The 25,922-nt window shown below is 58.1% G+C and carries 23 protein-coding genes; 22 read left to right on the top strand and 1 reads right to left on the bottom strand.

What is annotated here, in order from left to right; translation table 11 throughout:
- Window positions 1-90 precede the first annotated feature (90 nt).
- The 17 genes from PT964_RS01625 to spoVM all read left to right on the top strand — a co-directional run bounded on the left by PT964_RS01625 (window position 91) and on the right by spoVM (window position 19,563).
- On the top strand, window positions 91-2,883 hold the full coding sequence (locus tag PT964_RS01625) for a calcium-translocating P-type ATPase, SERCA-type (protein ID WP_274361557.1): 2,793 nt from the start codon (window positions 91-93) through the stop codon (window positions 2,881-2,883).
- 152 nt (window positions 2,884-3,035) lie between these two features.
- Window positions 3,036-3,869, top strand: coding sequence for a diaminopimelate epimerase (dapF, locus tag PT964_RS01620; protein ID WP_274361556.1), 834 nt, complete (start codon window positions 3,036-3,038; stop codon window positions 3,867-3,869).
- Window positions 3,866-5,767: a bifunctional homocysteine S-methyltransferase/methylenetetrahydrofolate reductase gene (locus PT964_RS01615; protein WP_274361555.1), complete on the top strand. Its 1,902-nt coding sequence runs from the start codon at window positions 3,866-3,868 to the stop codon at window positions 5,765-5,767. The genes dapF and PT964_RS01615 overlap by 4 nt, the downstream gene beginning before the upstream one ends.
- A gap of 150 nt (window positions 5,768-5,917) precedes the next feature.
- Window positions 5,918-6,178, top strand: coding sequence for an extracellular matrix/biofilm regulator RemA (gene remA, locus PT964_RS01610; protein WP_138196745.1), 261 nt, complete (start codon window positions 5,918-5,920; stop codon window positions 6,176-6,178).
- 56 nt (window positions 6,179-6,234) lie between these two features.
- Window positions 6,235-6,843, top strand: coding sequence for a guanylate kinase (gmk, locus tag PT964_RS01605; RefSeq protein ID WP_274361554.1), 609 nt, complete (start codon window positions 6,235-6,237; stop codon window positions 6,841-6,843).
- Window positions 6,844-6,847: 4 nt separating this feature from the next.
- Window positions 6,848-7,060 (top strand): DNA-directed RNA polymerase subunit omega, encoded by a 213-nt coding sequence (gene rpoZ, locus PT964_RS01600; protein ID WP_274361553.1) that lies wholly within the window; start codon window positions 6,848-6,850, stop codon window positions 7,058-7,060.
- A 91-nt stretch (window positions 7,061-7,151) separates the two neighbouring features.
- Entirely contained in the window at window positions 7,152-8,372 is a 1,221-nt protein-coding gene (gene coaBC, locus PT964_RS01595; RefSeq protein ID WP_274361552.1) for a bifunctional phosphopantothenoylcysteine decarboxylase/phosphopantothenate--cysteine ligase CoaBC, read from the top strand.
- Window positions 8,369-10,825, top strand: a complete 2,457-nt coding sequence (gene priA, locus PT964_RS01590) for a primosomal protein N' (RefSeq protein WP_274361551.1) — start codon at window positions 8,369-8,371, stop codon at window positions 10,823-10,825. Before coaBC ends, priA begins: the two co-directional genes overlap by 4 nt.
- A 58-nt stretch (window positions 10,826-10,883) precedes the next feature.
- Window positions 10,884-11,366: a peptide deformylase gene (gene def, locus PT964_RS01585; protein WP_274361550.1), complete on the top strand. Its 483-nt coding sequence runs from the start codon at window positions 10,884-10,886 to the stop codon at window positions 11,364-11,366.
- A complete protein-coding gene (fmt, locus tag PT964_RS01580) occupies window positions 11,363-12,325 on the top strand; it encodes a methionyl-tRNA formyltransferase (RefSeq protein WP_274361549.1) in 963 nt (320 codons plus the stop codon). The genes def and fmt overlap by 4 nt, the downstream gene beginning before the upstream one ends.
- A complete protein-coding gene (gene rsmB / locus PT964_RS01575; RefSeq protein WP_274361548.1) occupies window positions 12,322-13,698 on the top strand; it encodes a 16S rRNA (cytosine(967)-C(5))-methyltransferase RsmB in 1,377 nt (458 codons plus the stop codon). Before fmt ends, rsmB begins: the two co-directional genes overlap by 4 nt.
- A gap of 79 nt (window positions 13,699-13,777) precedes the next feature.
- Complete coding sequence (rlmN, locus tag PT964_RS01570; protein ID WP_274361547.1) at window positions 13,778-14,851, top strand: dual-specificity RNA methyltransferase RlmN; 1,074 nt, start codon at window positions 13,778-13,780, stop codon at window positions 14,849-14,851.
- A gap of 5 nt (window positions 14,852-14,856) precedes the next feature.
- Window positions 14,857-15,591 (top strand): Stp1/IreP family PP2C-type Ser/Thr phosphatase, encoded by a 735-nt coding sequence (locus PT964_RS01565; RefSeq protein WP_274361546.1) that lies wholly within the window; start codon window positions 14,857-14,859, stop codon window positions 15,589-15,591.
- A gap of 30 nt (window positions 15,592-15,621) precedes the next feature.
- Window positions 15,622-17,745: a Stk1 family PASTA domain-containing Ser/Thr kinase gene (gene pknB / locus PT964_RS01560; protein ID WP_274361545.1), complete on the top strand. Its 2,124-nt coding sequence runs from the start codon at window positions 15,622-15,624 to the stop codon at window positions 17,743-17,745.
- 4 nt (window positions 17,746-17,749) lie between these two features.
- A complete protein-coding gene (gene rsgA, locus PT964_RS01555; protein WP_274361544.1) occupies window positions 17,750-18,664 on the top strand; it encodes a ribosome small subunit-dependent GTPase A in 915 nt (304 codons plus the stop codon).
- A gap of 1 nt (window position 18,665) precedes the next feature.
- Window positions 18,666-19,325: a ribulose-phosphate 3-epimerase gene (rpe, locus tag PT964_RS01550; protein WP_274361543.1), complete on the top strand. Its 660-nt coding sequence runs from the start codon at window positions 18,666-18,668 to the stop codon at window positions 19,323-19,325.
- 157 nt (window positions 19,326-19,482) lie between these two features.
- Window positions 19,483-19,563 carry a stage V sporulation protein SpoVM gene (gene spoVM, locus PT964_RS26470; RefSeq protein ID WP_274361635.1) on the top strand — a complete coding sequence of 27 codons (81 nt, stop codon included), beginning with the start codon at window positions 19,483-19,485 and terminating at the stop codon, window positions 19,561-19,563.
- Window positions 19,564-19,737: 174 nt separating this feature from the next.
- Here spoVM and rpmB read toward each other — a convergent pair whose 3' ends face one another.
- Window positions 19,738-19,926, bottom strand: a complete 189-nt coding sequence (gene rpmB / locus PT964_RS01540) for a 50S ribosomal protein L28 (protein ID WP_274361542.1) — start codon at window positions 19,924-19,926, stop codon at window positions 19,738-19,740.
- Between the two features lie 166 nt (window positions 19,927-20,092).
- On the opposite strand from rpmB, the gene PT964_RS01535 reads away from it, so the two are divergent.
- From PT964_RS01535 to PT964_RS01515, 5 genes are all read left to right on the top strand, one after another.
- Window positions 20,093-20,452 carry an Asp23/Gls24 family envelope stress response protein gene (locus PT964_RS01535; protein ID WP_274361541.1) on the top strand — a complete coding sequence of 120 codons (360 nt, stop codon included), beginning with the start codon at window positions 20,093-20,095 and terminating at the stop codon, window positions 20,450-20,452.
- A gap of 8 nt (window positions 20,453-20,460) precedes the next feature.
- Window positions 20,461-22,209 carry a DAK2 domain-containing protein gene (locus PT964_RS01530; RefSeq protein WP_274361540.1) on the top strand — a complete coding sequence of 583 codons (1,749 nt, stop codon included), beginning with the start codon at window positions 20,461-20,463 and terminating at the stop codon, window positions 22,207-22,209.
- A gap of 36 nt (window positions 22,210-22,245) precedes the next feature.
- Window positions 22,246-23,103: a DegV family protein gene (locus PT964_RS01525; RefSeq protein WP_274361539.1), complete on the top strand. Its 858-nt coding sequence runs from the start codon at window positions 22,246-22,248 to the stop codon at window positions 23,101-23,103.
- Window positions 23,103-25,154, top strand: coding sequence for an ATP-dependent DNA helicase RecG (gene recG / locus PT964_RS01520; protein WP_274361538.1), 2,052 nt, complete (start codon window positions 23,103-23,105; stop codon window positions 25,152-25,154). The genes PT964_RS01525 and recG overlap by 1 nt, the downstream gene beginning before the upstream one ends.
- Before the next feature lie 436 nt (window positions 25,155-25,590).
- On the top strand, window positions 25,591-25,881 hold the full coding sequence (locus tag PT964_RS01515) for a stage VI sporulation protein F (protein ID WP_274361537.1): 291 nt from the start codon (window positions 25,591-25,593) through the stop codon (window positions 25,879-25,881).
- Window positions 25,882-25,922: the final 41 nt, after the last annotated feature.

The following is a 25,922-nucleotide window of genomic DNA, read 5'->3' as shown; positions in this document are numbered from 1 at the left end:
AAACAGTTCCTCAACAGGTGGGATATTCTCGTCCAAGCATGAATACATTGATGCTAGTACAAGTATTTCCACTGGGAGGGAAGAGGGGTTATGACGCAAAAACCGTGGTATCAGATGGACGTGAAAGAGCTTTGCGACATCCACGGACTGGACCCTGAACGAGGGTTGTCGACCGCCGAGGCGGACCGTCTTCGGGAGGAGCTGGGCGCCAACGAGCTGAGCGAAGGCGTTCGCGTTTCGCCGCTGACGTTATTTTTAAACCAGTTCAAGGACTTCATGGTGCTCGTTTTGATGGGTGCTACGCTCATTTCCGGCTTGCTCGGCGAGTATTTGGACGCAGTCACGATTTTGGCGATTATTATCATTAACGGTATCCTCGGGTTTATTCAAGAGTTCCGAGCGGAGCGGTCGCTGCGGGCGCTGAAGGAGCTGTCGGCGCCGACGGCCAAGGTGCTTCGGGAAGGGGAATGGACCGTTATTCCTGCCCGTGAACTGGTGCCCGGAGACGTGGTGGCGCTGGAAAGCGGCGACCGCGTTCCCGCGGACGTGTTGTTCATCGAGGCGAATAGCCTGTATGCCGAAGAATCTGCGCTAACGGGCGAATCCGTCCCCGTATCGAAGCGGATCGGCCCGCTTACGGAGGACGACATTCCGCTCGGCGACCAGCGCAATATGGGCTTCCTCGGCACGATGATCACGATGGGCACCGGCAAAGGCATTGTCGTTCGTACCGGAATGCATACGGAAATGGGCAAAATCGCCGATCTGATCAACAACACCGAGGAAGCGGAGACGCCGCTGCAGCATCGCTTGGAGCAGTTCGGCAAAATATTGATCGGCGTGGCGCTCGCTTTGACAGTGCTTGTCGTCATTGCCGGCATTATGCACGGCCAGCCGGTATACGGCATGTTCCTCGCAGGCGTCTCGCTTGCGGTCGCCGCCATTCCGGAAGGGCTGCCGGCCATCGTCACGATCGCTCTCGCCCTCGGCGTGCAGCGGATGATCAAGCGAAAGGCGATCGTGCGCAAGCTGCCGTCCGTCGAGACGCTCGGCTGTGCGACCGTCATTTGCTCGGATAAAACCGGAACGCTTACGCAAAACAAAATGACGGTGACGAAGCTGTGGCTTGGCGGAAGGAAGTTGGATGTGACCGGCGAAGGCTATGAGCCTCAAGGCCATATCTTAGCAGGCGGGGAAAAAATCGACTGCCGCGAAGACAGCGCGCTCCGCAGGTTTTTGCAAATTTCCGTGTTGTGCAACAACGCGGCGCTCGTAAAAGAAGAAACGGTCGTGCAGGATAAGCGGAAAAAAGCGAAGAGCACCGTGCAGACGATATGGAACATTAAAGGCGATCCGACGGAAGGGGCGCTCATGGTGCTCGGCGCGAAAGCCGACGTAACGCGAAGCAGCCTGGAAGGTTTGTACAGCCGCGTTGCGGAATTCCCGTTCGATTCGGAGCGCAAGCGCATGTCGGTGCTGGTCGAGCACCAGGGCGGGCGGCTGCTGTGCGTGAAAGGCGCGCCCGACATGCTGCTGGATAAGTGCAGCTATATTTTATGGGACGGCAAGCTCGTTCCGTTCACTGGGACGCTCAAGCAGAAGGTGATGGAAGCGAACGAGGGGTTTGCGGAGTCCGCGCTACGCGTGCTCGGTTTGGCGTTCCGCGACGTCAAGCCGACCGAGACGCTGGAGGCGTTCGAGGACGCCGAGAAAAACCTCGTCTTCGTCGGTCTGGCGGGCATGATCGATCCGCCGCGCCGCGAGGTGAAAGAGGCGATTGTCAAATGCCGCCGCGCGGGCATCAAGACGGTCATGATTACGGGGGATCATCAGACGACAGCGGAAGCGATCGCCGATCAGCTCGGCATGATTCCCAAGGGCGGGAGAACGATCAGCGGCGCGCAGCTTGCCGCCATGACCGACGAACAGCTCGATAAGCATGCCGACGACATATACGTTTATGCGCGCGTTTCGCCGGAGCACAAGCTGCGCATCGTGAAGGCGCTCCAGCGCCGCGGACACGTGGCGGCCATGACGGGGGACGGCGTCAACGACGCGCCGGCGATTAAAGCGGCCGACATCGGCATCGCCATGGGCATTACGGGGACGGATGTTTCCAAGGAGGCTTCGGCGCTCATCTTAAGCGACGACAACTTCGCAACGATCGTCGCGGCGATCGAGGAAGGGCGCGGCATCTACGAAAATATCCGCAAGTTCATCCGTTACTTGCTCGCCTCCAACGTCGGCGAAATATTGACGATGTTTATCGCGATGATGGCCGGCATGCCGCTGCCGCTCGTGCCGATCCAAATTTTATGGGTCAACCTGGTGACCGACGGCTTGCCCGCGATGGCGCTCGGCGTCGACCAGCCGGAGGCCGACTTGATGGAGCATAAGCCTAGAGGCGCGAAGGAAAATATTTTTGCACGCCGCTTAGGCTGGAAAATATTGTCGCGCGGCGTATTGATCGGGATATGCACGTTGATTCCTTTCTGGCTTGTGCTTCAGCAAACGGCGGGGGATGCGGACTCTTTGACGAAGGCGCAAACCGTCGCATTCGCTACGCTCGTTATGGCGCAATTGATACACGTGTTCGATTGCCGAAGCTCGCGCTCCATATTCCACCGGAACCTGTTTGAAAACAAATACCTTGTCCTTGCGGTAATTTCTTCCTTGCTGCTGCTTCTCGGCGTCATCTACATCGAGGCGGCGCAGCCGATCTTCAAGACCGTTGCGATCGGCTTGAAGGAGTGGATTATGGTGCTGCTGTTCGCATCGATTCCGACGCTGTTTTTCGGCTTCGGCAGCTTGCTCTCCAAACCGAAGAAAAACCGGACGATCCGGTATGGCGCAAGCAGCGGAGCGGGAGCGGCCGCCAGATAATCTCCCGCGAAAGCCCAAAGTTTGTAGTACGCGTTCAAATACGACAGAAATACTAGGCTTTGCCTCCGATTTGCGGTATGATATTGGCTAATCAAGTGGTCAATCTTACCCCGATTCGGGGGTTTTCGTTTTTTCAATGGGGGATGAACAGAATGGATTTCGTGAAAATGCACGGTCTCGGCAACGACTTTATCGTGGTGCGAAGCCCGGAGGTGCCTGCGGACGCCGGGGAGCTGGCCGTTCGCCTATGCGACCGCCACTTCGGCATCGGCGCCGACGGCCTCGTTTATATATTGCCGTCCGCCTCGGCGGACGCGATGATGCGCATCTTTAACGCGGACGGCTCGGAGGCGGAGCAGTGCGGCAACGCGATTCGCTGCGCCGCCAAGTTCGTTTGGGAGCAAGGCGGCTTCGAGTCGGATGAGCTGACGATCGAAACGAAGGGCGCTGGAGTGCAGCCCGTTCGGGTGTTTACGGAAGGCGGGAAGGTCGTCCGCGTACGTGTCGATATGGGCGCGCCGATGTTAGACGGGCTGCGCATTCCGACGACGATCGACGAAAGCCCGGTAGTGAACCGGCCGATTGAGGCGGACGGCAGACGGTTTACGTTTACCGCAGTGTCCATGGGCAACCCGCATTGCGTCATACCGGTCGACGATGCGGCGCAATTTCCGGTGGACGTATGGGGACCGCTGCTGGAGAAGCACGAATGGTTTCCGAAGCGAACGAACGTAGAGTTTGTGACGGTGCGGTCGCGCACGGCGGCCGATATGCGCGTATGGGAGCGCGGCGCCGGCCAGACGCTCGCCTGCGGCACCGGCGCGTGCGCCGTGCTCGTGGCTGGCGTATTGAACGGGACGATGGAGCGCGCCGGCACCGTTTCGCTAAAGGGCGGCGATCTATCCATCGAATGGGACGAAGAAACCGGCAGAGTATATATGACCGGAGCGGCGGACGAAGTGTTTAGGGGGAGAGTTGCGTCATGACGAAGGGGAAGCTTCTGGATGTGATGAACCGGGAGGTGCTGGTCGGAGACGGTGCGATGGGCACGTATTTGTATCAGCTCGGGTTTCCGGTCGGCATATCGTATGAGGAATTAAACATCACGAAGCCCGATGTCATTCAGAGCATTCATCGGCAATACGTCGAGGCGGGAGCGAACGTGCTCGAAACGAACACGTTTTCCGCCAATCGCGAAAAGCTGTCCAAGTTCGGGCTGGAAGGCGAAGTCGAGCGGATCAACCGTGCGGGCGTGGCCGCGGCGCGGGCGGCCTGCGAGCCGGAGACGTTCGTGCTTGGCGCCGTAGGCTCGATTCGGGCGGGCAAGCGCATTTCGATCGACGACGACGCGGTGCGCGGCGCCTTCAAGGAGCAGCTGCAGGTGCTTGCGGATACGGACATCGACGGCATTATTCTTGAGACGTTCTATGAGGTGCAGGAGGCGATCATCGCCCTGCGGCTTGCGCGGCAAATGACGGACTTGCCGGTCATATGCCAGCTGGCGGTCGAAATCGGAGGCGCCGCGCAGGACGGCGTGCCGGTTCGAAAGGCGTTCGACATGCTCCGCGACGAGGGAGCGGACATCGTCGGCTTCAATTGCAGAATCGGCCCGCACGGCATCATTCGCTTAGTAGAGGGCTTGGGCGGTTATCCGGAAGCCCCGCTCTCGGTCTTTCCGAACGCCGGCTTGCCCGCATATGTGGACGGCCGGTTTACGTATCCGGCGGGACCGGACTATTTCGGGGAGAGCGCGCTCGCATTCGCACGGCTTGGCGTGAAGCTGGTCGGCGGCTGCTGCGGAACGACGCCGGAGCATATTCGCTCCATAAGACAGGCGATCGACAAGATCAACGCCGGAGAGGGCGCCGGCAAGCCGGCTGCCGCCGACGTTCCTTCCGCGAAGCTCGGGGCTCCCGCCGTCGCCGAAAAGCCGAAAGCGGAAGCTGTTCCGGCTGAAGCGGAGCAGGATCCGACGCTCGTCGAATTGGTGAAGACGCGGCATACCGTCATCGTCGAGCTCGACCCGCCGCGCGATTTGAGCATCGACAAGTTTATGCGCGGCGCCCGGGCTTTGAAGGAGGCGGGAGTCGACGCCATTACGATGGCGGACAACTCGCTGGCGATGACGCGCATGAGCAACCTGGCGCTCGGCTATCTTGTGAAGGATAAGCTGAACATGCGCCCGCTCGTCCATATCGCCTGCAGAGACCGCAATCTGATCGGCACCCAATCGCATCTGATGGGGCTGCACGCGCTCGGGATCGACCACGTGCTGGCCATCACGGGCGATCCCGCCAGATTCGGAGATTTGCCGGGATCAAGCTCGGTGTACGATTTGACGTCGTTCGAAATCATCCGCATGATCAAGCAGCTGAACGACGGCGTGTCGTTCTCCGGAAAGCCGCTGAAGCAGAAGGCGAATTTCTCGGTGGCGGCCGCGCTGAACCCGAACGTGAGGCATCTTCATAAAGCGGTGGAGCGGCTCGAGAAAAAAATCGACGCCGGCGCCGATTACGTGATGACACAGCCCGTATACGATCCTGAGCTTGTGGAACGGCTGTACGAAGCGACGAAGCATATCCGCATTCCGATTTTTATCGGCATCATGCCGTTTACGAGCGGACGGAACGCGGAATATTTGCATAACGAGGTGCCGGGCATTACGCTGTCGGACGACGTGCGCAAGCGGATGGCCGGTCTCGAAGGGGAAGAAGGACGGCGCGTGTCCCTCGACATTTCGAAGGAGCTGCTCGACGTTACGATGAAGCGGTTTAACGGCATTTATCTCATTACTCCTTTTATGGCGTACGAAATGACGGTTGAGCTGACAAAATATATTTGGGAGCGAACGAATCGCCGTTTTCCACTTGTACCCACCTTGTAAATGAAGTAGAATACAGGAATGGAAATAGAGAAAGAGCGCGGAAATGCGCCGTAACCGAACGATTATTCATTGCACGGAGTGCGAATAACGGTATGAGCCGCTTCGGTGAGGGCAACAATGCCTATTATAGAGGTGCAGGGGGAATCATCTGTGGCTATTAAGCTTATTAACATCGGTTTCGGAAACATTGTTTCCGCAAATCGCATCATTTCAATCGTCAGCCCTGAATCGGCTCCGATCAAACGGATCATCCAGGAAGCGCGGGACCGTCATATGCTGATCGACGCGACGTACGGGCGGAGAACGAGAGCCGTCATCATCACCGACAGCGACCACGTCATTCTTTCCGCGGTTCAACCGGAAACGGTCGCTCATCGACTATCCAATAAGGATGAAGATAACGACGAATGACGAGCATGACAGGAGCTGCCCAACCTATTACCTTAAGCAAAGCAGAGGAAGGTTTCATGAATAAAGGCTTATTGCTTGTCCTCTCCGGTCCGTCGGGCGTGGGCAAAGGCACGCTGTGCGCCAGGCTGCGCGAGCTGGCCCCCGACCTCGTATATTCCGTATCCGCAACGACGCGCGCGCCGCGCGCCGGCGAGGTAGAAGGGAAAAATTACTTCTTTACTTCCCGCGAACGGTTCCGCGACATGATCGACCGTGGGGAGCTGTTGGAGTGGGCGGAATACGTCGGGAATTTCTACGGGACCCCCAAACGGTTCGTTGAGGAGACGATCGAGCAGGGCCGCGACATCATTTTGGAAATCGAAGTCCAAGGCGCCATGCAGGTGAAGAGAAATTTCCCCGAAGCGGTATTTATATTTCTGCTTCCTCCTTCGCTGCCCGAACTGCTCAGCCGAATTACCGGGCGCGGGACCGAGAGCGAAAGCGTCATTCAATCGAGAATGCAGACGGCGACCGAAGAGCTGAAGCTGATCGAGCAATACGATTATGCGGTTGTTAACGATGTTGTCGATGATGCCTGCAAGCGAATTCGGAGCATCATTCAAGCGGAGCACTGCAAAAAGGAACGCATGATTCCCGCAATTCAATCTTGGCTGAACGAGGTGTAACCATATGTTGTATCCGTCAATCGACAAACTGCTTGAGAAGACCGACAGCAAGTATTTGCTGGTAGTGGCCGCTTCCAGACGGGCGCGCGTTTTGCGCGACGGCGCGAAATCGCAAATCCGCACTCCGAGATCCCATAAAAATGTCGGCGTTGCGCTTGAAGAACTGTATCAGGATTATATTCGGGTCGAGAAAAGCCCTAAAGAGAGCGTAAAGTAACGTTCAAGCCTGCAAATCATTCGGCACACGCCAAACAAACTTGACAACCCTCAGCGGTTGTTATTTTTTTCTCTAAGGGAGAGTGAGCGCTTTGCTGCAGGGGAAAACGATTGTTTTAGGAGTTACGGGGGGCATAGCCGCCTACAAAGCCGCCGCTGTATGCAGCAAGCTGAAGCAGGCTGGCGCCGACGTGCACGTCGTCATGACCGAATCCGCGGTCAAATTCGTTGCGCCGCTGACGTTTCAAGCGATATCCCGCAACCGGGTCATCGTGGATACGTTCGATGAGGCGGACGCCTCGGTCATCTCGCATATCGACCTTGCGGACCGCGCGGATGCGGTCATCGTTGCGCCGGCGACGGCGAACTTTTTGGCGAAGCTGTCGCTGGGCCTTGCCGACGACATGCTGAGCACGACGCTGCTCGCGACGCGCGCCCCGATTCTTGCAGCCCCGGCGATGAACGTTCACATGTATGCGAACCCGGTCGTACAGGGCCACATGAGGACGCTGCGGGAACGAGGGGTTCGCTTCGTCGAGCCGGGCGAAGGCTTTCTTGCCTGCGGATATACGGGCAAAGGACGGCTTGCCGAGCCGGAACACATCGTAGAGGAGCTGACGCGAATGCTTGGCGCGTCCAAGCTGCTAGCCGGCAAAAGGGTGCTCGTAACCGCGGGAGGGACGATGGAGCGCATCGATCCCGTCCGTTATTTGACGAACGATTCTTCGGGCAAGATGGGCTTCGCGATCGCCGAGGCCGCCAGAGACCGGGGAGCCCGCGTTACCGTCGTCGCAGGCCGGACAAGCGTCGAACCGCCGTCCGGAGTGGACGTCGTCTATGCGGAGTCGGCTGCGGATATGCTGAAAGCGGTCCTGTCTTTGTACGAGAGCTCGGATATCGTCGTGAAGGCGGCGGCCGTAGCGGATTATCGCCCGGTGAAGGCGGAGGACAAAAAAATCAAGAAGGACGGGGACCGTCTAACGCTCGAATTGGAAAAGACGACCGATATTCTTCAGGAGCTGGGTAAACGAAAAACGCATCAGGTATTGATCGGTTTTGCAGCCGAAACACATGATTTGGAAAGGTTTGCCATCGGAAAAGCTGTAAAGAAAAATTGCGATTTGATCGTAGCGAACGATGTGACGGTGCCTGGAGCCGGTTTTGCGGTCGATACGAACGAGATTTCGATATATAACGCGGAAGGCTTGGTCGAGAAGCTTCCGCTGCAAGCGAAGCGGGAGGCGGCGGAGCGCATCGTCGCGCTCGCAGCGGCGCTGCTTGCCGAGCGGGAAAGAGGTAAGGCGGACGAATGATTGCCAAAGTAGTGGTAGACGTAGCGGCCCGGGAAACGGACCGGCCGTTCGACTATGCGGTGCCGGACCGTCTCCGGCCGCTTGTGCGACCGGGCGTGCGGGTCGCCGTGCCGTTCGGTCCGCGTTTGCTGCACGGCTTTGTAGTCGGAACGGCGGATTCCAGCGACACGCCGGCGGACAAGCTGCGGCCGCTGAAGTCCGTGCTGGATTTAACCCCCGCTGTCACTGAGGATTTGCTCGAATTGTCGGCCTGGATGAGCCGAAAGTACGTGTGCACGCTGCATACCGCGCTGTCTGCGGTGCTGCCGAGCGCGCTGAAGACGAAGACCGAAACGGTGTACCGTTTGTCGGAATCGGCGCGCGCGCAGGCAGGACTGCAGCTGTCCGACATGGCGGAGCTCATCGCATACATAGAGCGGAAAGGGGCGGCCGCCGAATCGGATTTGCTGAAGACGTTCGCGGACCGGTCCGAGCTGCTGCGGATGGCGGTCGATCAAGGGATCGTCACGGAGGAGAAGCAAATCCGTGACGCAGCCGGTAAGAAGCTCGCTTTGTTCGTATCGCGGCGAGAAGCGCCCGAAGCGCTCCTCGCCGCCGCGGAATCGCTCCGCAGGAAGGCGCCGAAGCAGGCGGAGCTGCTGCAGCTGCTTGCGGACGGCGACGAGCCGATTGCGCTTGCCGAGCTGCTGAAGTCAGCCGGAACGAGCGCCGGCGCCGTTCGCTCGCTCGAGGAGAAGGGGCTTGTCTCCGTCGAAGAAACGGAGGTTGCCCGCGACCCGTTCGCGCACCGCACCTTCGAGACGTCGAAGCCGCTTCCGCTCACGAGCATGCAGGCATCCGCGCTTGAACCGATTCGCGCGGCGGTAGCCCAGTCAAAGCACGAAGCGTTTCTGCTGCACGGCGTAACCGGCAGCGGCAAGACGGAAGTATATTTGCAGGCGATGCAGTCGTGCCTCGACGCGGGGCGCGAAGCGATCTTGCTCGTGCCGGAAATATCGTTGACGCCGCAAACGGTGAACGCCTTTAAAGGCCGGTTCGGCGACGAGGTCGCGGTCATGCACAGCAGGCTGTCTACCGGAGAGCGCTATGACGAATGGCGGAAAATCGCCGAGGGCAAAGTGCGGATCGCCATCGGAGCGCGATCTGCAGTGTTTGCGCCGTTTACGAATATCGGACTTATCATTATTGATGAAGAACACGAATCTTCCTATAAGCAAGAGGAATCGCCGAAATATCATGCGAGAGACGTCGCGCTGCGGCGGGGGAACATGCACGGAGCGGCGGTCGTGCTCGGCTCCGCGACGCCATCCCTGGAAACGTATTTGGCCGCTCGCCAGGGAAAGTACGCGCTGCTGGAAATGCAGGAGCGGGTAAACGGAAAGCCGCTGCCCGCGGTGGAAATCGTAGACATGCGCTCGGAGCTGAAGGACGGCAACCGGGCGATGTTTTCAAGACGGCTGAGAGAGGCGCTGGAGGCGAGGCTTGAGCGCGGCGAGCAATCGGTGCTGCTGCTCAACCGCAGAGGATACTCCACCTTCGTGCTTTGCCGGTCGTGCGGCTTTACGGCGCAATGCCCGCATTGCGATATAACGCTCACGTACCACCGGACGAGCCGCCATTCGAGATGCCATTATTGCGGCTATACCGAGCGGGAGGCCACTGCCTGCCCGAGCTGCGGAAGCGAGCATATCCGCCATTTCGGCGCAGGCACGCAGCGGGTGGAGGAGGAGCTCGCAAAGCTGTTCCCGGGCATCCGGACGATCCGGATGGACGTCGATACGACGGCTGCGAAAGGCGCCCACGAAAAGCTGCTCGCGGCGTTCCGCAACCGTCAAGCCGACGTGCTGCTGGGGACGCAAATGGTGGCCAAGGGGCTCGATTTTCCTTATGTGACGCTGGTCGGCGTCATTAGCGCCGATACGGTGCTGCGCATCCCGGATTTTCGCGCCGCGGAACGGACGTTTCAGCTGCTGACGCAGGTGGCGGGGAGAGCGGGACGTCATGAGCTCGCCGGCGAAGTCATCGTGCAGACGTACACGCCCGACCATTACAGCATTGTGCACGCCTCCAAACACGACTACCGCTCCTTCGCCCGGCGGGAGCTGACGATGCGCAAGGAGCTCGGTTACCCTCCATACCGCCGATTGGCGCTCGCCACGCTCGCCCATGAGGATGCGTCGAAGCTTTTGAGGTGGAGCGAATCGTTCGCTGCAGGCTTACGGGCCAGCATCGGCCGCAAAGCTTGGGAATACGGTCCTCCGGAGCTGCTCGGTCCTGTGCCTTCGCCCATTCCGAAGCTGAAAGATAGATATCGATTCCAATGCGTGGTAAAATATCGTGGAGAAACAGCCGCGATCGACGCATTAAAGGATGCGGCCGACGAGCTTCGCGACGAAATACGAAAGTCGAAATTGAGCATCCAGCTGGACGTAGACCCCCAGATGCTCATGTGACGCATACATGCATGTAACTGAGCCATTCCGGCCTAAAAAAAGAAGGAGTGCAAAATCTATGGCAATCCGCATCATCGTTAAGCACCCGGACTCGGTTCTCCGAGAGAGAGCGAAAGAAGTTCCGAAAGTGACTCCAAACATTCAGAAGCTGCTCACCGATATGGCGGACACGATGTACGACGCGCCAGGCGTCGGGCTCGCCGCTCCGCAAATCGGCATATTAAAGCGGGTCATCGTCGTCGATATCGGAGACGAGCACGGCTTGATCGAGCTCGTAAATCCGGAAATCCTGGAAGCGGACGGAGAGCAGTTCGGCCCGGAAGGCTGCTTGAGCATTCCCGGCCTGCAGGGAGACGTCAGAAGAAAGAACCGCGTTAAAGTCAAAGGGCTTAACCGCGACGGAGAACAAATCGTCGTTGACGCAACAGGCTACTTGGCGCGCGCGCTTCAGCATGAAATCGACCATTTGAACGGCGTGCTGTATATCGACATCGCCGAGCGAGTATATGAGCCTAAGGAAGAGGACGAAGAAGAAGCATGATGAAATCGCAATTTCCCGCGATCGTATTTATGGGAACCCCCGATTTTGCCGTACCTTGCTTGCGGGCGCTGATCGATGCCGGATATAACGTCGTTGCGGCCGTCACGCAGCCCGACCGCCCGGTCGGGCGCAAACGGGTGCTGACGCCGACGCCGGTCAAGGAAGAAGCGCTGCGCCATGGCATTCCTGTACTGCAGCCGGTCAAGCTGCGGGCTGCGGACGCGGTGGAAGAGCTCGCCGCCTTCAAGCCGGATTTGATCGTAACGGCCGCCTACGGCCAAATATTGCCGAAGTCGGTGCTGGAGCTTCCGCATTACGGCTGCATCAACGTGCACGGCTCGCTGCTTCCGAAATACCGCGGCGGCGCGCCGATTCAGCGTTCGGTTATGAACGGGGATACGGTTACGGGCGTAACGATAATGTATATGGCGGAAGGGCTCGACACCGGGGACATGATCTCCGTCGTCCGGGTGCCGATCGAGCCGGAGGACGACACGGGCTCGATGTATGAGAAGCTGAGCGCGGCGGGCGCCGAATTGCTCATTCCGACCGTCGCTTCCATATTGGACGGCACCGCAACCCGCACGCCGCAGGACGACGCTCAGTCTACCTACGCGCCGAATTTGTCGCGGGACGACGAGCGCATCGACTGGAGCAAGCCGGCGGCGCACATTCACAACCAAGTGCGCGGCTTGTCGCCCAGGCCCGGCGCGTTTACGTATTGGAACGGCGACGTGTTCAAGGTGTGGAAGACGGCGCCGGAGCAGGGCTCGGCTTCGGGCAAGCCGCCGGGAACGGTCGTCACTGCGGATGGGGACGGCATACGGGTTGCGGCGGGCGACGGCATTCTCCGCCTGCTGACGGTACAGCCGGCCGGCAAGAAGGCGCTGCCCGCGGCGGACTTCGTCCGGGGCGGACAGCTGAAAGCGGGCGACCGGCTCGGGGAGGCAACCCCGTGAGCCGCGCGGCAAATCGCTCCCGACCCGTCGGAGCGAGAGAGCTGGCATTGCAGGCGCTGCTGTCGGTCGAGGCGGAGGGCGCTTACAGCAATCTCGCGTTGAACGAGGCGCTGCAAAAGCATCGCCCCGAGCCGCGGGAAGCCGCTCTTGCGACCGAGCTCGTGTACGGTACGATTCAACGCAAAAATACGCTCGATACGGTGCTGAACCGTTTTATCAATAAAGGTGTGGAAAAGCTGCAGCCGTGGGTACGCAGCTTGTTTCGTTTAAGCGCATATCAGCTGTTGTATTTGGACCGCGTTCCCGCCCATGCGGCGGTCAGCGAGGCGGTAGCGATCGCCAAGCGGCGCGGCCACCAAGGGATCAGCGGCATGGTGAACGCCGTGCTCCGCAACGTGCTTCGCACTCCGGACCCGCTGCAGCCGCAGCCGGACTGGACGGCGAGCGAACGCATCGCCTTCGTTCATTCCCACCCGGAATGGCTCGTGAAGCGATGGATCGGTCAATTCGGAGAAGAGACCGCAGCGAACATCGCCGCGGCAAACAACGAGCCGCCGAGCGTGAGCATCCGTGCGAATACGCTTCGCATCTCGCGGGACGAGCTTCTCCGGAAGCTTACGAGCGCCGGAATCGACGCGAAGCCGTCCGACGTAAGCCCATCCGGCATCGTCGTGAAAGGTGCGGGCAATATGGCCCATTCGCAATGGTACAAGGACGGCTTGTGCACGATTCAAGACGAAAGCTCGATGCTGGTGGCCTCGGCTCTTGCTCCGCCTCCGAAAGCGAGGGTGCTCGATTGCTGCGCCGCCCCCGGCGGAAAGACGACGCACCTCGCGGAGCTGATGGGAGGCGAGGGCACGGTCGTCTCCTGCGACATTCATCCTCACAAGCGCGAGCTGATCGAAAGCAACGTCAAGCGGCTCGAATTATCCAATGTCGAGACGCATACGATCGACGCGACGAAGCTGGCCGGCAAGTTTCCGGAGAACAGCTTTGACGCCGTTCTGCTCGATGCGCCGTGCTCGGGCTTCGGCGTCATTCGGCGCAAGCCGGACATCAAGTGGTCGAAACGCCCGGAGGATGTGAAAGAAATCGCCGGGCTGCAGCACGACATTTTGACAAGTATTCATGGGTTGCTCAGGCCGGGAGGAACGCTTGTGTACAGCACATGCACGCTGGATGCGGAAGAGAACGAGCGGCAGATCGAGCGGTTTTTATCGGAATATCCGATGTTCGAGCTTGACGATTCGATTGCCCGTTACGTGCCGCAGGAGGTCGCCGCCCGGTGCGCGATCGCACCTGGACAGCTTCGCGTTCTGCCGCATTATTTCGGCTCCGACGGCTTTTTCATCGCGCGGCTTCGCAAGAAATAAGCCCTAAGCAATCAAGCCTGTGTTAAAATAGGCAACATCAGATTACAATAGAGGTAAAAAAAGGCCGGGGATCAACCATATGAAAAATCCAGATATAAAACCGGAAAAACCGTTTATTTACGACCTTTCTCTGGAAGCTTTGCAGGATTGGGCGAAGGAGAACGGCGAGCCCGCCTTTCGGGGCGGACAAATTTTCGATTGGCTGTACGTCAAGCGCGCAAGCTCCTTCGACGAAATGAGCAATTTGCCGAAGAGCATGCGGGAAAAGCTGGCGGAACAATTTCAGTTCGTGACGCTGAACGAAATTACGAAGCTGGAGTCGAAGGACGGCACCGTAAAGTTTTTATTCGGTCTGTGGGACAACAACGCGATCGAGACGGTCGTCATGCGGCACAACTACGGGATCAGCATATGTGTAACGACACAGGTAGGCTGCCGTGTCGGCTGCACGTTCTGCGCGTCGACGCTCGGCGGCTTGAAGCGCAATTTGACCGCGGGCGAAATTATCGCTCAGGTCGTTTACGCTCAGAAGCTGCTCGATGCAACGAAAGAGCGCGTCAGCTCCATCGTCATAATGGGTACGGGCGAGCCGTTTGAAAACTATGACAATGTGAAGCAGTTTCTGCAAACGATGATTCACGAGAAGGGGCTCAATATCGGCCAGCGCCACATTACGGTGTCCACCAGCGGCATCGTGCCGGGCATTATCGCCTTCGCGGATTGGAACACGCAAATCAGCTTGGCGATTTCGATTCACGCGCCGAACGATGAGCTCCGCTCGAAGCTGATGCCGGTCAACCGCCGGTACCCGTTCGCGCAGGTGATGGACGCTTTGAAATATTACATTGAGAAAACCGGAAGGCGCGTCACGTTCGAATACGCGCTCATCAACGGCGTCAACGACCGGCCGGAGCATGCGGAGGAGCTCGGCGACGTGCTGTCCGGCATGCTGTGCCACGTAAACCTGATTCCCGTCAACTATGTGCCCGAGCGTGAGCATTACGAGCGGACGAGCCGGGAAGACATTTTTCAATTCCAGCGTATTCTAGTGGAAAAAGGGGTAAACACGACGATCCGCAGAGAGCAGGGCCACGACATTGCGGCCGCCTGCGGACAGCTGCGTGCGAAGCATATGGAGTCAACCGCGAGGTGAATGTAATGCTTATTTCAGCACATAAATCCGACGTCGGCCGGGTTCGTTCGGTGAACGAGGACCGCGCCGTCGTCCGAAACGGGCTCGGCGGTTTAACGTTTGCCGTCGTCGCTGACGGCATGGGCGGACATCAAGCCGGCGACACCGCCAGCCAAATTACGGTGGAAATTTTGCAGCAGGAGCTTGAGAAGCTTTGCGCCGAGGGGAACTTGGAGGAATGCGCCGGGCATTTGCGCGAAGCGATTCGCCAGGCGAACGCAAAGGTGTTCGAAATCGCCTCGAGCAAAGAGCATTACCGCGGCATGGGCACGACGGTTACGGCCGCGCTCGCCGACGCCGAGCATCTGTTAATCGGCCATATCGGGGATTCCCGGGCTTATTTGGTGAACGGGGAGGATGCCCGTCAGCTGACGGAGGATCATACGCTGGTTTATGAATTGTTGAAGAGCGGGCAAATTACGCCCGAGGAAGCGCAGTTGCATCCGAGGCGCCACGTTGTCACCAGAGCGCTGGGAACCGATGCCGAGGTGGAGATCGATATCGAGAAGCTTTCTTGGCACTCGGGGGATACGCTTGTCATTTGCAGCGACGGATTATCGAATTTAGTAGACTTGGAAGATATGATCAGGACGCTGCGAACCGACGCCCCCCTTCAGGAGAAGGCGGATTTGCTCGTACAGCTGGCGCTGGATGCCGGCGGGGACGATAACATAACGGTGGTGCTTTTGAACAATGAATAAACAATCGATCAGCAGAAGGGGTGAGACCGGGTGACAGGAAATTTGCTCGCGGGACGTTATGAAATGCTGGAACGCGTAGGCGGCGGCGGGATGGCGCTCGTTTACAAAGCGCGGGATACGCTGCTGAACCGCAATGTCGCGGTAAAGGTGCTGCGCCAGCAATACGTTCATGACGAAGAATTTGTCCGCCGGTTTCGCCGGGAGGCGCAATCCGCTGCGTCGCTCTCTCACCCGAACGTCGTCAACGTGTACGATGTCGGCCAGGACGAAGAAACGCATTTTATCGTTATGGAATTTGTAGAAGGCTCGAACTTAAACGACATTATTAAAGAACAGGCGCCGCTTCAGGTGGAGCGCGCGGTGCGGATCGCAGCGCAAATTTGCGATGCGCTGGGCTCCGCCCATGCCAACGGAATTATTCATCGCGATATTAAACCTCATAATATATTGATCGGCACGAACGGACGCGTGAAGGTAACCGACTTCGGCATCGCGCGCGCCGCGACGTCGTCCTCCATTACGCAAACCGGCTCCGTCATCGGCTCCGTCCATTATTTTTCGCCGGAGCATGCGAAGGGCGTCTCCGCCGGAGAGAAGTCGGACATTTATTCGGTAGGCATCGTATTGTACCAAATGTTGACCGGAAGGCTTCCCTTCCTCGGCGAGAGCCCGATTTCCGTCGCTTTGAAGCATCTGCAGGAGAACGTGGAGGAGCCCCGTTCGGTCAATGCGATGATCCCGCAAAGCGTCGAAAATATTATTCTCAAAGCGATGCGGAAAAAACCGGAGGAGCGGTACTCCACGGCCGGCGAAATGCTTCGCGATTTGGAGACGTGCCTTTCGCCGCAGCGGGTGAACGAGCCGAAATGGACGTACGCCGGCGACGACGGGCACGATGAGGACGCTACCCGCATCATGCCGGCGATCCGCGGCTTGGAGCCGCAGGATAAAGCTTCCTCCGACGAGGCGCGAGCGGGCGGGGAAGCGCCGGTATGGCGCGACGATAAATACGAGGAGCCGGGACAGGAGAAACGGAAAAACCCGTGGGTAAAGCCGGTCATCTGGTTCGCGGTGATGCTGCTGCTGCTTGGCGGCGCCTGGTACGGCGTCCAAGCGATGCAAAAAGCGCTCGTCATTCCGGAGGTTCGTGTTCCGGACGTGACCGGACTGCCGCTCGAGAAGGCTAAGGCGGATCTGGAGGCCGTTCAGCTAAAAGTCGCCGATCCGGTATTTGAATTCAATCGGGACGTCCCTGAAAATTACGTCATTCGTCAAGACAAGATGACTCCTGATACAGCGAAAATTCATACGGAAATCCGTTTGTTCGTCAGCAAGGGCATCCAGAAGGTGATCATGCCGCCCGTCGAAGGGGAGAAGCTTTCGGATGCGATCGCGGCATTGGAGGAAGCGGGGATCCCGGGGGATAAAATCGAGAAAAAGGAGCAAGCCTCCGATCAAGACCCGGGTACGGTGCTGCAGCAGTTTCCGAGCGCGGACGAGGAAATCGATCCGCTCTCCTCGTCCGTCACGCTGATCGTCAGCAAGGGGCGCGATCAGGTAGCGATGCCGGATTTGATCGGCCGCGACCCGAATGAGGCGAGGGCGCTGCTTGAACGGGAAAATCTCGTGCTGAAGGAAGGAAACATCATTAAAGATAAGGCGTATTTCCCTGTCGGCAAAGTGTTCAAGCAGTTTCCTTACGAGCCCGGCCAGATGGTGACGCCGCCGGGCGACGAGATTCAAATATACGTCAGCTCCGGTCTTCCCGACGATGCGCGCGTGACGAACTACGACGTGACGGTCGGCCCGCAGCAGGACGGCGTGGAGAGCGTAATCCGCATCGTCGTCAGCGACGCGATGGGCGACAGCAAGGAAGCGGTGAGGCAGAAGGTGACGCAGTTCGAGACGTTCAGCGTTGAGCTGGTCACTTCGCCGTCGAAGAACGCCGTTATTGAAATATACCGAGACGACGTCAAAATCGGCCATTATACGTGGACGAACCGCCAAGCTAAGGAATCGGGAGGCAGCGCGTCTACAGGATTCGAGCCGGAGCCTGCGCAGGAGCCGCCGGCGGCGGAAAACCCGCCGGCAGATGCTGCGGACGATTCCGCGGACGGGCTGTCAGAGGACGTAACCGCACCGGGAGGCTTATAAACCAATGCTTGAAGGCATGATCGTCAAAGCATTAAGCGGTTATTATTATGTAAAGCCGCATGACGGCGGAGAAGCGGTGCAATGCAGAGCGAGAGGCTTGTTCAAGAAGCAGGGTATTACGCCCTTGGTAGGGGACAAAGTATTGTTCGAGCGTTCCGGCGACGAAACGAGCGACGGCACCGTAACGGACGTGCTGCCCCGTACGACGGAGCTGATCCGGCCGCCGATCGCGAACGCGGATACGGCCTTGCTCGTGTTTGCGGTGGCGGAGCCTGCGCTCGGCTTGCAGCTGCTGGACAAATTTTTGGTGCATGCCGAGCTTGCGGGCTTGCGCCCGGTCATTTGCTTGTCCAAGGCCGATTTGCTGGACGGCGAAGGCGAGGAGATCGCGGCGCTCCGCGAGCGGATCGGATCGATCGCCGCAACGTACGAATCGATCGGGTACCAAGTGTTTGTAACGAGTGCCAGGCTGCAGCGTGACATCGACAAGCTCCGCAGCGCTCTCGACGGGAAAGTCACCGTGTTTGCGGGCCAGTCCGGTGTCGGCAAATCGTCGCTGATGAACCGGCTCGTTCCGGGACTTACGCTTGAGACGAACGAAATCAGCCAAAAATTAGGCCGCGGCAAGCATACGACGCGCCATGTGGAGCTGTTTCCTCTCGGGGAGCGCGGGCTTGTCGCCGACACGCCGGGATTTTCCCAGCTGGATTTTCCGGAGATGGAGCCGGAGCGGCTGTCCGGCGCCTTCCCCGAGATGGCGGAGCTTTCGGCAGAGTGCAAGTTTCGCGGCTGCCTGCACCGCAGCGAGCCCGGCTGCCGCGTGCGCGAAGCCGTCGAATCCGGCAGCATCCCGGCTTCGCGGTATGAGCACTACGGACTGTTTTTGACGGAAATAAAGGAGAGGAAACGGAGGTACTGAAATGGCGATTATCGCACCGTCGCTTTTGGCCGCCAATTTTGCCTCGCTGGCTGAAGAAGTGCGCGAGGTGGAGGCGGGCGGCGCCGAATGGCTGCATCTGGACGTCATGGACGGCCATTTCGTCCCGAACATAACGTTCGGCCCGCTGGTGATCGAAGCGCTGCGTCCGCGCACATCGCTCTTTCTGGACGTTCATTTGATGATCGAGCGGCCGGAGAGCTTCATTCCGCAATTTGCGGCGGCAGGCGCGGATTTGATCACGGTTCATGCGGAGGCGTGCGTGCATCTGCACCGCGTCGTACAGCTGATTAAGGACCAAGGCGTCAAGGCGGGCGTGGCCGTCAATCCCGCAACGCCGGCCGAATGGATATTGCCGATGCTGCCCGATGTCGATTTGGTCTTGATTATGACCGTCAACCCGGGGTTCGGCGGGCAATCGTTCATTCGTTCGACGCTCGGCAAAATTGCCCAGGTTCGCAAGTGGATTCGCGAGCAAGGCCTGGAAGGGCGCGTGGAGCTGGAGGTGGACGGAGGCATCGCCGTCGACACGGCGAAAGAAGCGGTGAAAGCCGGCGCATCCGTGCTCGTGGCGGGCAGCTCCGTCTTCGGCGCGAAGGACAGGCCGGCGGCCATATCCGCGCTGCGGGAAGCTTCGATTTGACGCTCGCCCGTTGATACGAGCATGCAACTTTTCTTCCCGTTTCTTCGCAAAAGTAGGCACATTTCCGAATTCCATGAATACAATAAGGCTATAAAGGCTGTACGTAGGGTAAATGGAAAGAGCTGAGGCGGCGTTACTATTGCGAGGAGGGGTAGAGATGAGGTTTTATACAATCAAACTACCTAAATTCTTAGGCGGCTTTGTCAAGACGTTATTGAACGCGTTTAACAAAAATTAACGGTTCCGTTACGCGGCGGCAGGCAGCGGCAGAGAGGCTGGGAGTTTGAGGCGCAAACGGTGAAAGCACCCGATCGGGTGCTTTTTGTCATTCGTCGTTAAAGAGCGCATAAAAGAAACCGCTCCGTCGCGCAATAGCGAAACGAAGCGGCTTCCTGCCTTGTCCAACACGCGATTATACGCGAGTCACTTTACCGGATTTCAACGCGCGAGTGCTTACGTATACGCGCTTCGGCTTACCGTTCACGAGAATCCGAACCTTCTGTACGTTAACGCCCCAAGAGCGGCGGTTGCGATTATTCGCGTGAGAAACGTGGTTTCCCGTGCCCGGTGTTTTACCGGTGATGAAGCATTTGCGAGCCATTACAGACACCACCCTTCCGTGGCAAACATAACTAAAACTATACCATATCATAAAAAGTTTCGTCAACTCGGACGATCGAGAGGTTTTGCATTTATTTCTGACGTTTAATATAGTACAATGAGCCTTAGTCCATAATATGACATAGTACCGAAGGAGAGGAATACAGATGCCCATTCAAATAGACACGGACAGAGGGAAAATACACGTAACCGACGAAGTCATCGCAACGATTGCCGGGTCCGCCGCTTTGGAATGTTATGGACTCGTGGGCATGGCCTCAAAGAACAAGTTGAAGGACGGGATTGCGGAGCTGTTGCGCAGAGAAAACCTCGGCCGCGGCGTGGACGTGCGGCGCGAGACGGATGCCGTGCATATCGACTTGTATATTGTGGTTAGCTATGGTACCAAAATTTCTGAGGTTGCCCACAATATCCAATCGAAAGTAAAATACGTACTGAACGATATTGTCGGCTTGCACGTAGATTTCGTCAATATTTTCGTGCAGGGTGTTCGCGTTTCACCTTAGGAAGGAGAATGAAATTGAGTAAGCGCTTAATAAATGGTGCTGAATTTGCGGCGATGGTATTTGCGGGCGCCGCGCGATTGAGTGCGGGAGTTCAGCGGGTTAACGCATTGAACGTCTTTCCCGTACCGGATGGAGACACCGGAACGAATATGAATTTAACGTTGACCTCCGGAGCGGAAGAGCTCAGAAAGAAGCCGTCCGATCGGATCGGCCCAGCCGCGGAAACGCTGGCAAGAGGCTTGCTGATGGGTGCGCGCGGCAATTCGGGCGTAATTCTTTCCCAGCTGTTCCGAGGCTTTGCCAAGAGCGTGTCCGCTATGGAAACCGTCGGCCCCGCCGAATTTGCCGCTGCGCTTCAGCAAGGCGTGGAGACCGCTTATGCGGCGGTAGTCCGGCCGGTTGAAGGCACGATTCTTACCGTTTCCAAGGAGGCGGCCAAGGCTGCGCTTCAATCCGCGCGCCGGGCTCCGGATTTGGAGACGGTGATGCGCGATACGCTGAACGCCGCGAATGAAGCGCTTGCCCGGACCCCCGATCTGCTGCCGGTACTCAAGCAAGTCGGCGTCGTCGATTCTGGCGGACAAGGCCTCGTGCTCGTTTACGAAGGTTTTTACGCCGCGCTTACGGGCGAAGCGGCCGAACCTGCCGCGGATACGAGAGCCAAGACCGACTATTCCGTTATTCCGGCGGATGCGCTTGAGCTTGTCAGAGCGGAAGAGAAGAAGGCCCGCGAATATGTTCCTGCACAAGCGCACATCGATACGGGTTCGATTGAATATGGATATTGTACGGAATTTATCGTTATGCTGACTCCGGGCGGGAAAACTCCCGGCGTCGTATTCGACGAGCCGGAATTTACGCGCGAGCTCGAGAAGCTTGGAGATTCGCTGCTGGTCGTAGCCGATCAAGATCTCGTCAAAATTCACATTCACGCCGAGCAGCCCGGCGAAGTGATGAACTACGCCATGAGATACGGCGATTTGACCCGCATCAAAATCGAAAATATGCGCGAACAGCATTCACATATTTTAAATCAAGATTACGACTTGCCAGCCGCTGCGGACGACAATCCGGCGCCTGCCGCCGCCGTCGAGCCGAAGAAGCCTTACGGCATTATTGCGGTTGCGGCCGGCGAAGGCATCGCCGACATCTTTACAAGCGTAGGGGTCGATTATGTTCTCTCGGGCGGCCAAACGATGAACCCGAGCACGGAAGATATTTTGAATGCCGTGAGCCAAGTGAACGCGGAGCATGTGTTCGTGCTTCCGAACAATTCCAACATCATTTTGGCTGCGGGACAGGCGATGGAGCTTTCCGAAACGCCGCTGTTCGTCATTCCGACCAAATCGATCCAGCAAGGACTCGCAGCCGTGCTTGCGTTCCAAGAGGGCGCCGACATCGACAGCAACGTCGAGCAGATGCAGCGGGCCGCTTCGAAGGTGAAATCCGGCCAAATAACACATGCGGTTCGGGACACCTCCATCGACGACGTAACGATTCGAGAAGGCGATTATATCGGCATTTTGGACGGAAAAATCGTCGTCTCGGAGCCGGACATGTTCGCTTCTTGCTCGGAGCTGCTTCGCGCGATGCTAGTTTCCGGCGATGAGATGGTTACCGTTTTGCTGGGGGCGGATGCGGATGATGCCGTCACGGAGAAGTTAACTGCATTATTAGAGGAGCAGTTCCCGGATGCGGAATATGAACTGCTGCCGGGCGGCCAACCGGTATATGCGTATCTGTTTTCCGCCGAATAAGGAAAACCACCGACTCGTGATGAGGTGAATTGTGCTATGGCAAACGTGCGAATCGTCGTCGACAGCACGGCGGACATTCCGCTCGACATTCGACAGCGGCTGGGCATCGAGATGGTCCCGCTAAAGGTTCATTTCGGCAACGAAACGTATCTCGACTCCGTTACGATCCACGCCGATCAATTTTTCGAGAAGCTTGCGGCGGCGAAGGAGATGCCGACGACGTCTCAGCCGTCTCCCGTCGATTTTCTTGAGAAATACAAAAAATTATTGGAAGAGCCGGATACCGCAATTATTTCGATACATCTTTCCTCGGCGTTCAGCGGCACGTATCAGTCCGCCGTTCTCGCCAAATCGCTTCTCGGTACGGAGTCTAACATTCATATCGTCGACTCCAAAACCGCATCGCTCGGCGTAGGCATACTTGCGATGGCTGCCGCGGAAGCTGCGCAGTCCGGCGCAAGCGCGGAACAAATACTGCAGCTCATCGAAACGACGAAGCAGCAGACCCGCTTGTACTTTCTCGTCGATACGCTCGAGTACTTACATAAGAACGGGCGAATCGGCAAAGCGTCGGCGGTGTTCGGTTCGCTGCTGAATATTAAGCCGATTTTATCGATCGACGACGAGGGCACGATCTACCCGGTCGATCGGGTGAGAGGCAGCCGCAAAGCGATGAATCGAATCGTGGAATTGCTCAAAAACGATTTCAACGGCAAAGAGGTCGATATTTCGATCGTTCATGCGGTCGCGGAGCAGCCGAGCAAAGAGCTGGAGCAGGTTATAAGAGAGCATTTTAACGTACGAACCGCATCATTTTATGAGCTTGGTCCCGTCATCGGCACCCACGTCGGACCGGGAACGCTGGGGCTGTTTATGACCCCGGCGAAAGCGTGATGAGAGACGTATTCCAAATCCCGGTGGATCAAGTGCGCGGCGTAGGCGATGCCAAAGCCCGCGAGCTTGCATCCTTCGGGATTGTTTCTGTCGGCGGTCTTTTTGAGTTTTTCCCGCACCGGTACGAGGATTTTCGCATTCGGGAATTGTCGGAGGCCGGGGACGGAGAGCGGGTCACGGTATCCGCCGTGCTGATGGGCGTTCCGTCGCTTCAAATGTACGGAAGGAAGAAGTCGAGGCTTGTTTGCCGGGCCGCCTCCGGGGCCGTTTCGTTCACGGCGGTCTGGTTCAATCAGCATTACTTGAAGGACAAGCTTGCTTCCGGCAGCGAGGTCGTGTTGACGGGCAAATGGGATCGCGCCCGCAAGCAGCTGACCGTGTCGACCTGCGAGTTTCCGAATGCCGGAACGCAGCGGGCGGGCACGGTTCAACCGGTGTACGCGCTCGGCGGCGAACTGTCGCAGGCTTGGTTTCGCAAGGTGATGGCGACGGCTTTGCAGCAATACGGCGATCTGATCCCCGAATGGCTGCCGGAAGAGCTCGTGCGCAAGTACCGGTTAGTTGCCAGATCTGCGGCGATCGCTGCCATTCACCAGCCCTCGGGACAGCATGATGGGGTTCAAGCGCGGAGACGGCTTGTATATGAGGAGCTGTTTTTGTTTCAGCTTAAGCTTCAGGCTTACCGGGCGATGACGCGCAGAAAAAAGGACGGCGTAGCCCACTCCTTCGACCGCGAAGAAGTGCGGAGGTTTGTCCGGTCGCTCCCGTTCGAGCTGACCGACTCCCAGAAGCATGTCGTTGCCGATATATTGCGCGATTTGGAGGAGCCGTATGCGATGAACCGCCTGCTGCAGGGGGACGTCGGAGCCGGCAAAACCGTCGTCGCCGCCGTTGCGCTGTACGCATGCGTCAAAGCGGGACGTCAAGGCGCGTTGATGGTGCCGACGGAAATACTCGCGGAGCAGCATGCGCGCTCGCTGTCGCGGTTGTTCGACGGTCTCGGGGTCGAAGTGGGGCTGCTGATCGGATCGATGACGGAGCGGCAGCGAAGAGACGTGCTTGCGGGACTGCAGAGCGGCATGACCGATATCGTCGTCGGCACGCACGCGTTGATCCAGGAGGGTGTATATTTCAACGCGCTCGGCTTGGTCGTGACCGACGAGCAGCACCGGTTCGGGGTTCAGCAGCGCGCCATTCTGCGCCGGAAAGGAATGAACCCGGACGTATTGACGATGACTGCGACTCCGATTCCGCGCACCCTTGCCATCACCGCGTTCGGCGATATGGACGTCTCGACGCTGAACGAGCTGCCGAAGGGCAGGCTGCCGATCAAGACGTATTGGGTGAAGCACAGCGCGATGGACCGGGTGCTCGGCATGATCGGCAAGGAGCTGGCGGCGGGGCGGCAAGCGTATGTGATTTGTCCGCTCATTGAAGAATCGGACAAGCTGGATTTTGAGAACGCTTTGGATATGTGCGTGCGTTTGCAGGGCGTGTTCGGCGCGGAGCAAGTCGACCTGCTGCACGGGCGCATGACGGCGGCGGATAAGGAAGCGGTGATGGGCCGGTTTAAGGACGGCGCCTTCGGCGTGCTCGTATCGACGACGGTCGTTGAAGTCGGAGTGGACGTCCCGAATGCGACGGTGATGGTCGTGTACGACGCGGAGCGGTTCGGGCTGTCGCAGCTGCATCAGCTGCGGGGCCGGGTCGGCCGCGGCGAGCATCAGTCGTACTGCGTGCTCGTCGCCGACCCGAAGTCGGAGCAAGGCCGCGAGCGGATGCGCGTCATGACGGAGACGAACGACGGCTTTGAGGTGGCGCGGCGCGATCTGGAGCTTCGCGGGCCGGGCGATTTTTTCGGCACGAAGCAGAGCGGCGCGCCGGAGTTTCGGCTGGCCGACCTGTCGGCGGACTTTGCCGTTCTCGAGGCGGCCCGCGACGACGCCGCGGCGCTCGTGCAGGGCGGCGAGTTCTGGACGAACGTGAAATACACCGCCCTGCGTTCCTTGCTCCTGAAGGAGCAGATGTTCCAGGGCGAGCAGTTGGATTAGGCGCGTTGCGTACGTGATGGAGTGCGTGCGCCTCCATTTGGTAGGTTAGACCACTTTTTGGTGCTAACCACCTCGGTTTGGGCTGTTTTTGCGGGGTTAGTACTAAGTTTTGGTGCTAGCTTGATTGGTTCCTGTAGTTTTGATGGGGTTAGCACCAAATTTTGGTGTAAACGGTTTCGGTTCAAGTAGTTTTGGTGGAGTTAGTACCAAACTTTGGCACCAATTCACTTGGTGTCCAGTTGATCGTATAAGGGAGTACCATGTTTGAGCGCAGCGGGCTTATGCTTGCTGCGCTTTTTTTGGTGCAGACGCCGGAGTATGTAATTACTAGTGCCATTTTTTCGTTGGGCTTGATTCATACGGCCAGGCAGTTTAGCGGATTTTCATTCATACAATTAGTAAAAAGCTTTCGGCAGCATTGCAAGGGAGGAACGATATGGCGGCATACGAAAAATACGGAATCAGCCCGGAGCTGGTGGAGAGAGTAAAGACGAAGCTGAAGGATCCCGTCGTCAAGGAGCGGGTCAAAACGGTGCTGAATAACGTCACCAAGGTGGATTTGCAAGACCGCGCCAAGGTCAAAAAACTGCTCGCGCTTACCTCGAAGGCGGTGGGGGAGAAGCTGAACGACAATCAATCGGACCAGATTATCCGCTTTATCATCAGTCAAAAAATCGATCCGAACAATGCGCTGCATTTGATCAAATTATGGAATATGTTCCGGTAACGGTTTTTGGGCTGGATAGGAATATACGTTCGGTGTATAAT

It is taken from the genome of Paenibacillus thermotolerans (assembly GCF_028745515.1).
In the GTDB taxonomy this organism is placed as follows: domain Bacteria; phylum Bacillota; class Bacilli; order Paenibacillales; family YIM-B00363; genus Paenibacillus_AE; species Paenibacillus_AE thermotolerans.
This window is presented reverse-complemented; position numbering and strand designations above follow the sequence as displayed.

Excerpts from the sequence above, each read along its gene's own strand:
- PT964_RS01625 (WP_274361557.1), top strand. The coding sequence starts at position 91 with ATGACGCAAAAACCGTGGTATCAGATGGACGTGAAAGAGCTTTGCGAC.
- dapF (WP_274361556.1), top strand. The coding sequence starts at position 3,036 with ATGGATTTCGTGAAAATGCACGGTCTCGGCAACGACTTTATCGTGGTG.
- PT964_RS01615 (WP_274361555.1), top strand. The coding sequence starts at position 3,866 with ATGACGAAGGGGAAGCTTCTGGATGTGATGAACCGGGAGGTGCTGGTC.
- gmk (WP_274361554.1), top strand. The coding sequence starts at position 6,235 with ATGAATAAAGGCTTATTGCTTGTCCTCTCCGGTCCGTCGGGCGTGGGC.
- rpoZ (WP_274361553.1), top strand. The coding sequence starts at position 6,848 with ATGTTGTATCCGTCAATCGACAAACTGCTTGAGAAGACCGACAGCAAG.
- priA (WP_274361551.1), top strand. The coding sequence starts at position 8,369 with ATGATTGCCAAAGTAGTGGTAGACGTAGCGGCCCGGGAAACGGACCGG.
- def (WP_274361550.1), top strand. The coding sequence starts at position 10,884 with ATGGCAATCCGCATCATCGTTAAGCACCCGGACTCGGTTCTCCGAGAG.
- fmt (WP_274361549.1), top strand. The coding sequence starts at position 11,363 with ATGATGAAATCGCAATTTCCCGCGATCGTATTTATGGGAACCCCCGAT.
- rlmN (WP_274361547.1), top strand. The coding sequence starts at position 13,778 with ATGAAAAATCCAGATATAAAACCGGAAAAACCGTTTATTTACGACCTT.
- PT964_RS01565 (WP_274361546.1), top strand. The coding sequence starts at position 14,857 with ATGCTTATTTCAGCACATAAATCCGACGTCGGCCGGGTTCGTTCGGTG.
- rsgA (WP_274361544.1), top strand. The coding sequence starts at position 17,750 with ATGCTTGAAGGCATGATCGTCAAAGCATTAAGCGGTTATTATTATGTA.
- rpe (WP_274361543.1), top strand. The coding sequence starts at position 18,666 with ATGGCGATTATCGCACCGTCGCTTTTGGCCGCCAATTTTGCCTCGCTG.
- spoVM (WP_274361635.1), top strand. The coding sequence starts at position 19,483 with ATGAGGTTTTATACAATCAAACTACCTAAATTCTTAGGCGGCTTTGTC.
- rpmB (WP_274361542.1), bottom strand. The coding sequence starts at position 19,926 with ATGGCTCGCAAATGCTTCATCACCGGTAAAACACCGGGCACGGGAAAC.
- PT964_RS01535 (WP_274361541.1), top strand. The coding sequence starts at position 20,093 with ATGCCCATTCAAATAGACACGGACAGAGGGAAAATACACGTAACCGAC.
- PT964_RS01530 (WP_274361540.1), top strand. The coding sequence starts at position 20,461 with ATGAAATTGAGTAAGCGCTTAATAAATGGTGCTGAATTTGCGGCGATG.
- PT964_RS01525 (WP_274361539.1), top strand. The coding sequence starts at position 22,246 with ATGGCAAACGTGCGAATCGTCGTCGACAGCACGGCGGACATTCCGCTC.
- recG (WP_274361538.1), top strand. The coding sequence starts at position 23,103 with ATGAGAGACGTATTCCAAATCCCGGTGGATCAAGTGCGCGGCGTAGGC.
- PT964_RS01515 (WP_274361537.1), top strand. The coding sequence starts at position 25,591 with ATGGCGGCATACGAAAAATACGGAATCAGCCCGGAGCTGGTGGAGAGA.